13 protein-coding genes are annotated in these 11,177 nt (G+C 72.1%); 3 read left to right on the top strand and 10 right to left on the bottom strand.

Annotated elements, in window-relative coordinates; genetic code table 11:
* Positions 1-423: CAP domain-containing protein (locus tag FRZ03_RS37165; protein ID WP_146469631.1), on the top strand; the 423-nt coding region annotated here is incomplete at its 5' end.
* 84 nt (positions 424-507) lie between these two features.
* Here FRZ03_RS37165 and FRZ03_RS37160 read toward each other — a convergent pair.
* Positions 508-1,092, bottom strand: a complete 585-nt coding sequence (locus tag FRZ03_RS37160) for a flavodoxin family protein (RefSeq protein ID WP_146469481.1) — start codon at positions 1,090-1,092, stop codon at positions 508-510.
* A gap of 104 nt (positions 1,093-1,196) precedes the next feature.
* Between FRZ03_RS37160 and FRZ03_RS37155 the strand changes: the two genes are divergently transcribed.
* On the top strand, positions 1,197-1,592 hold the full coding sequence (locus FRZ03_RS37155) for a winged helix-turn-helix transcriptional regulator (RefSeq protein WP_146469479.1): 396 nt from the start codon (positions 1,197-1,199) through the stop codon (positions 1,590-1,592).
* Here FRZ03_RS37155 and mutM read toward each other — a convergent pair.
* The 9 genes from mutM to FRZ03_RS37110 form a co-directional block, all read right to left on the bottom strand.
* On the bottom strand, positions 1,565-2,425 hold the full coding sequence (mutM, locus tag FRZ03_RS37150) for a bifunctional DNA-formamidopyrimidine glycosylase/DNA-(apurinic or apyrimidinic site) lyase (RefSeq protein ID WP_146469477.1): 861 nt from the start codon (positions 2,423-2,425) through the stop codon (positions 1,565-1,567). The two genes, FRZ03_RS37155 and mutM, sit on opposite strands and share 28 nt — an antisense overlap.
* 82 nt (positions 2,426-2,507) lie before the next feature.
* Positions 2,508-3,341, bottom strand: a complete 834-nt coding sequence (gene rnc, locus FRZ03_RS37145; RefSeq protein ID WP_398662149.1) for a ribonuclease III — start codon at positions 3,339-3,341, stop codon at positions 2,508-2,510.
* A gap of 8 nt (positions 3,342-3,349) precedes the next feature.
* The gene (gene rpmF, locus FRZ03_RS37140; protein WP_003951102.1) at positions 3,350-3,523 is read right to left on the bottom strand and encodes a 50S ribosomal protein L32; all 174 of its coding nucleotides are present in this window, start codon (positions 3,521-3,523) and stop codon (positions 3,350-3,352) included.
* A 2-nt stretch (positions 3,524-3,525) separates the two neighbouring features.
* Positions 3,526-4,170 carry a YceD family protein gene (locus tag FRZ03_RS37135; RefSeq protein ID WP_146469474.1) on the bottom strand — a complete coding sequence of 215 codons (645 nt, stop codon included), beginning with the start codon at positions 4,168-4,170 and terminating at the stop codon, positions 3,526-3,528.
* A 151-nt stretch (positions 4,171-4,321) separates the two neighbouring features.
* Positions 4,322-5,482 carry an ATP synthase F0 subunit B gene (locus tag FRZ03_RS37130; RefSeq protein WP_146469472.1) on the bottom strand — a complete coding sequence of 387 codons (1,161 nt, stop codon included), beginning with the start codon at positions 5,480-5,482 and terminating at the stop codon, positions 4,322-4,324.
* Between the two features lie 64 nt (positions 5,483-5,546).
* Entirely contained in the window at positions 5,547-6,026 is a 480-nt protein-coding gene (coaD, locus tag FRZ03_RS37125; RefSeq protein ID WP_222443445.1) for a pantetheine-phosphate adenylyltransferase, read from the bottom strand.
* Positions 6,027-6,052: 26 nt separating this feature from the next.
* Positions 6,053-6,640 carry a 16S rRNA (guanine(966)-N(2))-methyltransferase RsmD gene (gene rsmD, locus FRZ03_RS37120; RefSeq protein ID WP_146469468.1) on the bottom strand — a complete coding sequence of 196 codons (588 nt, stop codon included), beginning with the start codon at positions 6,638-6,640 and terminating at the stop codon, positions 6,053-6,055.
* Between the two features lie 79 nt (positions 6,641-6,719).
* Positions 6,720-8,939 (bottom strand): ATP-dependent DNA helicase RecG, encoded by a 2,220-nt coding sequence (gene recG / locus FRZ03_RS37115; protein WP_146469466.1) that lies wholly within the window; start codon positions 8,937-8,939, stop codon positions 6,720-6,722.
* Between the two features lie 62 nt (positions 8,940-9,001).
* Entirely contained in the window at positions 9,002-10,654 is a 1,653-nt protein-coding gene (locus FRZ03_RS37110) for a DAK2 domain-containing protein (RefSeq protein WP_146469464.1), read from the bottom strand.
* A 257-nt stretch (positions 10,655-10,911) separates the two neighbouring features.
* On the opposite strand from FRZ03_RS37110, the gene rpmB reads away from it, so the two are divergent.
* The gene (gene rpmB, locus FRZ03_RS37105; protein WP_003993230.1) at positions 10,912-11,097 is read left to right on the top strand and encodes a 50S ribosomal protein L28; all 186 of its coding nucleotides are present in this window, start codon (positions 10,912-10,914) and stop codon (positions 11,095-11,097) included.
* Positions 11,098-11,177: the final 80 nt, after the last annotated feature.

Genomic DNA, 11,177 nt, shown 5'->3' with positions numbered 1-11,177 from the left:
AGCAAGGCGCCCGCGCCGGCCGCACCGGCGATCACGGTGTCGGCGCGGGCCGCCGCCGAGGCCGAGGTGCTGAAGCTGGTCAACGACGAACGGGCGAAGGCCGGTCGCGGCCCGCTGTCCGCGAACTCCTCGCTGACGAAGCTGGCGGAGGCGTTCAGCGACGACATGGCGGCGCGGGGCTTCTTCGGCCATACCGACCCGGGCGGCCGGTCACCCTGGGACCGGGCGGCGGCGGCCGGGATCACCGGCCTCGGCGCCGAGAACATCGCCCGCGGACCGGCGGACCCGAAGGCCGTGGTGAAGGCCTGGATGGCCGACCCCGGCAATCGCGCCGCCCTCCTGAACCGCGATTTCAAGACCCTCGGCGTCGGTGTGCACTACGGCCCGGGCGGACCGTGGTGGACGGAGGAGTTCGGCTCCTGAGAGCGCCGGGGCGCAAGTCCGGCGAGTCCGGCTAGCGCCAGCCCCCGGCGTCCAATCACCCCCACCGGCCCTCGCCGCCCCCGCTCACGCGGCGGCGCGGCCCCGCGCGAACGTGAGCGCCGTCCGCGTCACCCGGCGCCCGAGGTGCTCGGCCGTGGCTATGTCCGCCTTGTGCACGCCCTCGGGGCCCTGGTCCGTGTCGGTCTGGGCGCCGGCACCGGCGAAGATGCCGAGGCGGTTGAGGTCGTTCTCGGAGGCGGTGCTGGCGTTCCAGCCCGGGAGCAGGCCCAGGTTGACCCAGTGCATGCCGTGCTGGGCGGCGAGGATCTGGAAGAACTGCAGGGTGTGCAGCTTGTCGCCGCTCTTGGAGCCGGAGTTGGTGAAGCCCGCGGCCAGCTTGTCCTGCCAGTCCTGGCCGGCCCAGCGCGAGGAGGTCGCCTCGGCGAAGGCGTGGAAGGCACCGGAGGCCGTGCCCATGTAGGTGGGCGAACCGAAGACGATCGCGTCGGAGCGGTCCAGGGTCCCCCAGTCCTCCTCGGTGATCTCGTCCACCTTGATCAGGTGCACCTCGGCACCGGCCTGAACGGCACCGGCTCGGACGGCCTCGGCGAGGACGACGGTGTGGCCGTAACCGGAGTGGTAGGCGATCGAAACGACAGGGGTGGTCATGACACTCCTCGGAAGGGCAGCTCAATAACGGTGAGGAAATGAAAGCACTAACCAGAAGTTAGTGCAACCCACTGGTGAGCGCTGCGGACGCGTACCCTTGGGGTATGACCACCTGTCCTGAGGAGCACGAAGAGCTCGCCTACAACGTCTTCGCCAAGGCCTGTCCGTCCCGTGGCACGCTGGAGCACGTCACCGGCCGCTGGGGCGCGCTGACGCTGGGCGCGCTGCACGAGGGCTCACTGCGCTTCAACGAGCTGCGCCGCCGCGTCGACGGGGTGAGCGAGAAGATGCTGTCCCAGACCCTGCACGCGCTGGAGCGGGACGGGCTGGTGCACCGCGAGGCCCAGCCGACCAACCCGCCCCGCGTGGACTACGAACTGACTCCGCTGGGCCGCGAGATCGCCGGCCGGCTCCTCGCGCTCATCGAGTCCGTGGAGGGTGCCATGGACGAGGTGCTGGCGGCCCGCGGGCGTTACGACGAGACGCGCGGCGCCCGCTGACACTTCGGGCAGAAGTAGCTTGAGCGGTTCATCCAGGGGCGGCGCCGGATGGGCGTGCCGCAGCGGTTGCAGGGCTCGCCCTCGCGGCCGTAGGCGTCCAGGGAACGGTCGAAGTAGCCCGACTCGCCGTTGACGTTCACGTACAGGCTGTCGAAGCTGGTGCCGCCGACGGCGAGGGCGGCGTTCATCACGTCCCGGATGTGACCGAGGAGTTCGGCGGTGACCGGGCGGGTGAAGTTCGCGGTCGGACGCTCGTAGTGGACGCGGGCGCGCCACAGGGCCTCGTCCGCGTAGATGTTGCCGACGCCGCTGATCAACGACTGGTCCAGCAGGGCCCGTTTGACGGTGGTCCGCTTGCGGCGCAGGGCCTGGTGGAAGGCGTCGTCGTCGAACAGCGGGTCGAGGGGGTCGCGGGCGATGTGCGCGATGACGTCGGGCAGGCCCTCGGGGGTGTTGTCGTGCAACGACAGCCCGCCGAAGGTGCGTTGGTCCACGAAGCGCAGTTCGGTGCCGAGCGAGTCGGCGAACCGGATCCGGATGCGCAGGTGCTTCTCGTCCGGCGCCTCGTGCGGCTGCACCAGCAGCTGCCCGCTCATGCCGAGGTGCGCGAGGACCGACTGGTTCGTCTCCTCCAGCGGCAGCCACAGGTACTTGCCGCGCCGGCTGGGCTCCCCGATGTGGTGCCCCTTGAGGCGCTGCGCGAAGTCCTCGCCCCCGGCCACGTGCCGGCGCACGGCACGCGGGTGCAGCACCTCGGTCTCGGCGACGGTGCGATGGGCGACCCACCGCGCCAGCCCACGCCGGACGACCTCGACCTCGGGCAACTCGGGCATCGGGACCCCCGTGGAAAGCGCTGGATGAACGAACGCCCGCCCCTCGCGAAACGGTGGGGCGGGCGCTCGGGTGTGGTACTCGTCAGGCGGTGGCGGACGACGCGTCGTCGTCCGGGACGGCTTCCGCGACGGCCTCCTTGGCCTGCTTCGCCGCCGTGGCCCGCTCGTCCGCGGCGTCCTTGATGGCGCGCCAGGCGGACTCGGCGGCCTGCTGCTCCGCCTCCTTCTTGCTGCGGCCGGTGCCGGTGCCGTACGAGACGCCTCCGACGCGGGCGGCAGCAGTGAAGGTCTTCTCGTGGTCGGGGCCGGTCTCCGTGACCAGGTACTCGGGCACGCCGAGTCCCTCGATCGCGGTCAGCTCCTGGAGGGACGTCTTCCAGTCCAGGCCGGCGCCCAGGTTGGAGGACTTCTCGATCAGCGGGTCGAAGAGCCGGTGCACCAGCTCGGACGCCGCGTCGAGGCCCTGGTCGAGATAGACCGCGCCGATCACCGCTTCAAGGGTGTCGGCGAGGATGGACGCCTTGTCCCGGCCGCCCGTGCCCTCTTCACCCCGGCCGAGCCGGATGAAGGCGCCGAGGTCGAGGCCGCGCCCCACCTCCGCCAGCGCACGCGAGTTGACCACCGCGGCCCGCAGCTTGGCCAGCTGGCCTTCGGGCAGGTCGGGGTGGGCGCGGTACAGCGTGTCCGTGACGACGAGGCCGAGCACGGAGTCCCCGAGGAACTCCAGCCGCTCGTTCGTCGGCAGACCGCCGTTCTCGTACGCGTAGGAACGGTGGGTCAGCGCACGCACCAGAAGGGCGGACTCGAGCTGATACCCGAGCCGCCCTTCCAGAAGCGTGTGGGACGAGGCCTGGTTGTCCGTGCCTCCACCGGCGCGGGGAGTGTTCTTCTTCGGACTGGACACAGTGCCTCTCACCAGCCCGCTCAGACTTCGAGGACCTGGCGCTTGTTGTAGGTGCCGCAAGACGGGCACGCGATGTGCTGCTGCTTGGGCTCGTGGCAGCGCTCGCACGCAACCAGGGTGGGGACCGCAGCCTTCCACTGCGACCGGCGGTGGCGCGTGTTGCTGCGCGACATCTTCCGCTTCGGAACAGCCACGGCTACTTCTCCTGCTTCTCGTCGACGCCCGCTTCGGCGCCGCTCATCTCGTCCTTCTCGCCGTCCGTCATGGTGTCGGCGAGTCCCTGCAAAGCCGCCCAACGGATGTCGACGGCGTCATGGTGGTGGTCCGGGTCGTCCGCGAGCCGCGCCCCACACTCGGAGCACAGGCCCGGGCAGTCTTCCTGGCACACCGGCTGCATCGGCAGTGCGAGCACCACCGCATCGCGCAGCAGAGGTTCGAGGTCGATCAGGCCGTCCTCGATGAAGAGCCTGTCCTCGTCGTCCTCGGCGTCGTCGCCCGGTTCCGCGATCACACGGCCCCGGTCGTCGGCGTCAGGGTACGAGAACATCTCCTGGAAGTCCGCTTCGAGCTCCAGCTCGACCGGCTCCAGACACCTTACGCACTCCCCCTTGGCCGTTGCACGGGCGGTGCCTGTGACAAGCACCCCTTCCATGACCGACTCAAGCCGGAGTTCGAGCTCCATCGGGGTGCCTTCCGGCACTCCGACGACTCCCGGGATGCCGAGATCCGCGGGGGCGTCGATCTCGCGGGTCAGGCGCTGCAGCGCACCAGGACGCCGACCCAGCTCGTGTGTGTCGATCACGAGGGGGTTGCGGTGGTCGAGGCGGGCGTTGGAAGCCATTCCTGCTTTCGATCTACGTACTCGAAGGGACACCGCCCGTCGGTGTTTCCGGGCAGCGGTGGTCGCGGGCGGCTCCGCACTCAGCATGAGGGCACGCGCGACCGAAGAGCCAGGATACTGGACCTTGGCCCCAGGACCCAATCCGGGTCGGTCAGCTCAGCCCGCGGCCCTGCTCGTACGCCCGCAGCTGCTCGGCGCTGATCATGCTGGTGTCGAAGAGGCTGGTCTCGTCCAGAGCGTAGTCCTGCTGCCCCTGCGCCTGCTGGGGCACCTGGGCCTGCTGTTGCTGCTGGGGGTCGTAGGCGGCCTGCTGGGGATATCCCTGGTAGGCGTAGGGGTCGGCCTGCTGGTAGCCGTAGGGGTCCTGCTGCTGGGTCCCCTGGGCGTAGGCGGCCTGCTGCGGGAAGCCGGGGTACCCGCCCTGCTGCTGGTCGTACGCGCCGTACGCGGGCTGCGGCTCGTACGACGGCTGCTCCGGCACCGGCTCGTACCCGGGCCGGTCCGGCGCCTGCTCGTACGCGGGCTGCTCCGGCGCCGGCTCGTACGCGGGCCGTTCCGGCCGGGACCGGCCCGCCGGGCGCTCGGCCGGGGTGTCGGCGAGGGCGGCCAGGTCGGCCAGGTAGTCGGCGTCGCTGGAGTGCTGGAAGGTCGTGGTGTCGTCGGCCAGGGCGCCGAGGTCGTCGGTGGCGATCCGGCCGTGCAGCTTCTGCCGGCCGCGGCCGACCGCCTCCAGGGTCTTGGCGAGCACCGCCTCGAAGGCGCCCAGCTTGGCGTCCACGTACGCGTCGGCGTTGTGCCGCAGGGTCTCGGGGTCCTGGCTGCGCTCGGGGGCGTCCTCGTCCTCGTAGCCGTTCTCGTCCAGGCCGGGGCCGGTGCCGAGCAGCTTCTCCCGGCCGCGGCCGACCGAGCCGAGGGTCTTGGTGAGGACGACCTCGAAGTTGGCGAGCTTGGAGTCGACGTAGTCGTCGGCCTCGGCGCGGACCTCCTCGGCCTCCTGGCGGGCCTCGGCGAGGATCCGGTCGGCCTCCGCCTGGGAGCGGCGGGCGATCTCGGTGCCGGCGATCAGCGAGCCGCGCTCGGCGTGCGCGCTCTCGATGATCCGTTCGGCCTCCTGCCGGGCCTGCTCGACCATCTGCTCACGGTCGCCGATCAGTTCCTGTGCCTGCGCGAGGGAGCCGGGCAGCGCCTGGCGCACCTCTTCCAGCATCGCGAGCAGATCGGCGCGGTTGATCACGCAGGACGCCGACATGGGCATGGCCCGGGCGCCGGCGACCGCGGAGACGATCTCGTCGAGCTTCTTCTGCACGTCCACCTGTGCTCGCCACTCTCTACAGCCGGGTTGGAGACGGACGGGACGACTGTAGCCCCCGCGCCCATCAGTCCTTGCGCAGACGCCTGTTGAGGGCGGCGACGACCTCCGGCGGCACGAGGTGGGAGACGTCGCCGCCCCAGGCCGCGACCTCCTTGACGAGCGAGGAGGACAGGAAGCTGTAGGTGGGGTTGGTCGGCACGAACAGCGTCTCGACGCCGGTGAGGCCGTTGTTCATCTGGGCCATCTGCAACTCGTAGTCGAAGTCGCTGACGGCGCGCAGGCCCTTGACGATCGCGGGGATGTCGCGCTGCTTGCAGAAGTCCACGAGCAGGCCGTGGTGGGACTCGACGCGCACGTTGGCGTAGTCGGCGGTCACCTCGCGGATGAGCGCGATCCGCTCCTCGATGTCGAACAGGCCCTTCTTGGACTGGTTGATCATCACCGCGACGTAGACCTCGTCGTACAGCCGGGAGGCTCGGGCGATGATGTCGAGATGTCCATTGGTGATCGGGTCGAACGACCCGGGACAGACGGCGCGGCGCACTTGAGATCCCTCGCTCTCCGGTCCGGTCATCGTGCGTCTTCGCACGTAGAGGCGGCGCGACCGTACCAAAACGTTCCCTCGCCGTAACGACGGGACCGGATCGCCTCGAAGCCGTCCGGCCAGTGGAATTCGCCGCCTCTGGTGCTGCGCTCCACGGTGACGAGGGCGTCCTTCGCGAGCCACCCCTCCGAGTGGAGTGTGAGGAGAATCTCGCGAAGATCGTCGTCTGTGACGGCATATGGGGGGTCCAGGAAGACCAGGTCGTACGGCTGGGCGGGGGGCGCGGTGCGTACGACCTGTTCCGCTTTGCCCGCTCTGACCTCCGCGCCGGGCAGGCCCAGGTTCCGCACGTTCTCGCGGACGGTCCGCGCGGCGCGGGCGTCGGCCTCCACGAGGAGGGTGTGGCTCGCGCCCCGGGAGAGGGCTTCCAGGCCCACGGCGCCGGAGCCGGCGTAGAGGTCGAGGACGCGTTCGCCCGCCAGCGGGCCGCCGAGGAGGGACTGCCAGGTGGAGAAGAGACCTTCGCGTGCGCGGTCGGAGGTCGGCCGGGTACCGGTTCCCGGCGGGACGGCCAGGCGGCGTCCGCCGGCTGCGCCGGCGATCACGCGGGTCATGTGTGGTCCTTCTGGTGGGCGGCTTCGACGTTCCATTGTGGCGGGTGACGCGGCCCCCGCGCCCCTGGCCGGCATCCCGTCACCCCTTTTCCAGGTACTGCTCCCGCTCGTCGTCCAGCAGCGCGTCCAGGGCCGTGCGCAGGCCCGGCAGACGCTCCAGCTCCGGGTCCGCCTCGACGACCTTCGTGGCCTCCTCCCGCGCCTGCGCGATGACCTCCTCGTCCTCGATGACGGCGAGGACGCGCAGGCTGGAGCGGGCGCCGGACTGGGCCTGGCCGAGGACGTCGCCCTCCCGGCGCTGTTCGAGGTCGATGCGGGAGAGCTCGAAGCCGTCCAGGGTGGCGGCGACCGCGTTCAGGCGCTGGCGGGCGGCGCTGGCCTCGGGCATCTCGGTGACCAGGAGGCACAGGCCCGCGGCCGAGCCCCGGCCGACCCGGCCGCGCAGCTGGTGGAGCTGCGAGACGCCGAAGCGGTCGGCGTCCATGATCACCATGGCGGTGGCGTTGGGGACGTTCACACCGACCTCGATGACCGTGGTGGCGACCAGGACGTCGGCCTCGCCGGCGGCGAAGCGGCGCATCACCGCGTCCTTGTCGTCCGGGTGCATCCGCCCGTGCAGGACCTCGACCCGCAGGCCCGCCAGGGGGCCCTTGGCCAGGTGGTCGGCCACGTCGAGGACGGCGAGCGGGGGGCGCTTCTCGGCCTCGTCCTCGGGGGACTTCTTCCTGGCCGCCTTCTTCGGGTCGTCCTCCTCGTCGCCGATGCGGGGGCAGACCACGTACGCCTGGTGGCCGCCCGCCACCTCCTCGCGGACCCGCTCCCAGGCGCGGGCCAGGAAGTGGGGCTTGTCGGCGGCCGGGACGACATGGCTGGCGATCGGCGAGCGGCCGGCCGGCAACTGGTCGAGGACGGAGGTCTCCAGGTCGCCGAAGACGGTCATGGCGACCGTGCGCGGGATCGGGGTGGCGGTCATCACCAGGAGGTGCGGGGGCTGTTTGCCCTTGCCGCGCAGGGCGTCGCGCTGTTCGACGCCGAAGCGGTGCTGTTCGTCCACGACGACCAGGCCGAGGTCGTGGAACTGGACCTTGTCCTCGATCAGGGCGTGGGTGCCGATGACGATGCCGGCCTCGCCGGTGGCCAGGTCGAGCAGGGCGTGACGGCGGGCCGCGGCGCCCATCGAACCGGTGAGCAGCACCACCTTGGTGGCGTGCTCGGCACCGCCCAGCATTCCCCCTTCGGCCAGCTCGCCCATCATCTCGGTGACCGAGCGGTGGTGCTGCTGGGCCAGCACCTCGGTGGGCGCGAGCATGGCGGCCTGTCCGCCGGCGTCGACCACGGCGAGCATGGCGCGCAGGGCCACCATGGTCTTGCCCGAGCCGACCTCGCCCTGGAGCAGCCGGTGCATGGGGTGTTCGGTGGCGAGGTCGTCGAAGATCTCCTTCGAGACCTTCCGCTGGCCCTCGGTGAGGGTGAAGGGGAGGCGGGCGTCGAAGGCGGCCAGGAGGCCGTCGGGCGCGGGGGTGCGGGGAACCGCGGGGAGCTGGGCGTCGGTGTGCCGGCGGCGGGCCAGGGCGACCTGGAGCACGAAGGCCTCGTCCCACTTCAGCCGGGCGCGGGCGTCGGCGATGTCGGCCTTGGTGTGCGGGCGGTGGATCTTGAGCAGGGCCTCGGGCAGGGACAGCAGGCCGCGGCCCTCGCGGAGGGCGCCGGGCAGCGGGTCGACGGCCTCCTGGGCGGCGGGCAGGACCGTCTGCACCGCCTTGCCGATCTTCCAGGACTCCAGTTTGGCGGTGGCCGGGTACAGGGGGATGAGGGCGCCGGCCCAGGTCTCGACGGTCTCCTCGCCGTCGCCGCGCAGCAACTCGTAGGCGGGGTGGGCGAGCTGGAGGCGGTGGTTGAAGACGGAGACCTTGCCGGCGAACATCGCGCGGGTGCCCGGCAGCAGTTCCTTGTGCGGCTTGTGCACGCCGTTGCCGAAGAAGACCAGCTGGAGGCGGCCGCTGCCGTCGGTGATCGTGACCTCGAGGCGCTGGCCCTTGCCGCGGGGCGCCCGGGCGGAGGCGAAGCTGTGCAGCCGGGCGTCGGCGACCTGGGCGACCACCGTGACGTGTTCGTCCATGGGCAGGTCGGCGAGGTGGGTGAGCTGGCCGCGCTCCTCGTATCTGCGCGGGTAGTGGTGCAGGAGGTCGCCTACGGTGCGCAGGCCGAGGTGCTCGGCCATCACCTTGGCGGTGGCGGGGCCGAGCACTGACTTCAGCGGCTGTTTCAGTGGTTCTTCCAGTGCGGGCACGACACCCATTGCACACCACGGCACCGACAACGCCGTAGAGCGCTCGGCCGCGGACGCGCCCCGAGGGCGGGCTACTCCACGCCGATGAGCAGCAGGCTGCCCTGCCGGCCGCCCCGGTAGACCACGGTGTCCACGGCCAGGTAGGACTCCCGCACCCGGGTCTCCAGGTGTCCGGCGACGGTCTCGGGCGCCTCGTCGCCGACGACGAGGGTGACCAGTTCACCGCCGGCCTGGAGCATGCGGTCCAGGACGGTCTCGGCGGTGGCGGTGACGTCCGCGCCGATCACCGCCACGTCCCCGTCGATCAAACCGAGCACGTCCCCGGCCTGGCAGATGCCGGCCGTCGTCCAGGAGCGGTGCTCGGCGACGACGACCTCGGCGTACCGGGTGGCGCCCGCCGCGGAGGTCATCTGCACGACGTCCTCGTCGAACCGGCGCCCGGGCTCGTGCACCGCGAGCGCGGCGATGCCCTGGACCGCCGAGCGGGTCGGGATCAGCGCCACCCGGACGCCCTCGGCGCGGGCCTGCTCGGCCGCCGCGGCCGCCGTGTCGCGCAGCTCGGCGTCGTTGGGCAGCAGCACGATCTCGCGCGCGTGGGCCCGGCGCACCGCCGCCACCAGTTCCCCGCTGGCCGGCGGCTCCCCGGGGCGCGCGAGGACGGCGGTCGCGCCCGCCTCGGCGTACAGCCCCGCCAGGCCCCGGCCCGGCACGACGGCGACGACGGCGCGCTGGGCCCGCTCGGGCGCCGGGCCCGGGCCGCCGGTGTGCACGTCGCCGGCCCCGAAGTGGGTGATCCGGATCCGGTACGGCCGCCCGGCCTCCACGCCCGCCTCCACGGCGGCGCCCGCGTCGTCCACGTGCACATGGACGTTCCACAGCCCGTCGCCGCCCACCACGACCAGGGAGTCGCCGAGGGCGTCGAGCCGGTCCCGGAGCCGGGCCACGGCACCGTCGTCGGCCTCCAGGAGGTAGATCACCTCGAACGCGGGCCCGCCGGGCCCCTCGCCGCATCCCTCGGCCACGGCCTCCGGGGCCCCGGTGACCTCCTGGGGTCCGGTCGTCTCCCGCACCGCCTCCCCCGTGCACGCCTCCACCAGCGCCCCGAGGACCGCCACCAGCCCCCGGCCGCCCGCGTCGACCACCCCGGCCCGGGCGAGGACCGCCAGCTGGCCCGGGGTCGCCGCCAGGGCCGCGCGGGCGCCCTCGTAGGCGGCCCGGGCCACCGCCGCGCAGTCGCCCTCCGCCCCCTCGGCGGCGTCGGCGGCGGCCGAGGCGACGGTGAGCACCGTGCCCTCGACGGGGTGGGCCACGGCACGGCGGGCGGAGTCGGCGGCCCGGCGCAGGGCCAGCCGCAGGTCGGGGCCGTCGCCGCGGGGCTCGGGGCCGTCCGCGGCGAGGACCTGGGCCATGCCGCGCAGCAGCTGGGCGAGGATGGTGCCGGAGTTGCCCCGGGCGCCGATCAGCGCCCCGTGGGCCATCGCGCGCACCGCGTCCGCGAGCCGGGGTTCGGCGGGGTCCGTCTCGTACCCGGTGAACACGGCTTCCACGGCCGTCGCGGCCGACTCCAGGGTGAGGTAGAGGTTGGTGCCGGTGTCGCCGTCCGCCACCGGGTAGACGTTGATGGCGTCGATCTCCTCGCGCGCGCGGCCCACCGCGCGCAGCGCCAGACCGCACCAGGTGCGCACCGCGAGAGCATCGAGGAATGTCTGCGGCACCTGCGCCACCTGCGCCTCCCTGAGCTGGCTGGACGTGGTCGCAGCGTAGACCCCGGGGCGGTGCCCGCCGGAAGCGGGCCGGGGGCGGGACCCCGCTCCGCCATGGTAGTTTCGCTTCCCGGACGCAGCCTTGGTATGCTGCTCCGGTTGCCCGATCCGATCGGGCTTTTCCCCCTGGCACCGCCACTCAGATCTCAGGTCGTACGATCTCGATCCCGGCATGCCGGGATTATCCGTAAGTGCATCTGAAGTCTTTGGAGTGACCCGTGGCTGCCAACTGCGACGTCTGCGGCAAGGGGCCGGGCTTCGGCAACAACATCTCGCACTCGCACCGCCGTACGTCCCGCCGCTGGAACCCGAACATCCAGCGTGTGCGTACCGTGGTGGGCGGGACGCCGAAGCGCGTGAACGCTTGCACCTCGTGCATCAAGGCGGGCAAGGTCTCGCGCTGACGCTACAGCAGCGCGCGGCCACCGCTTGGTTCGCTGCACTGAGCCGGTCCACCTCCGGGTGGGCCGGCTTTTTGCCGTAC

It is taken from the genome of Streptomyces misionensis (assembly GCF_007896895.1).
Classification (GTDB): Bacteria; Actinomycetota; Actinomycetes; order Streptomycetales; family Streptomycetaceae; genus Streptomyces; species Streptomyces misionensis_A.
The sequence above is the reverse complement of the archived record's forward strand: the minus strand, read 5'-3'. Positions and strand labels throughout refer to the sequence as shown.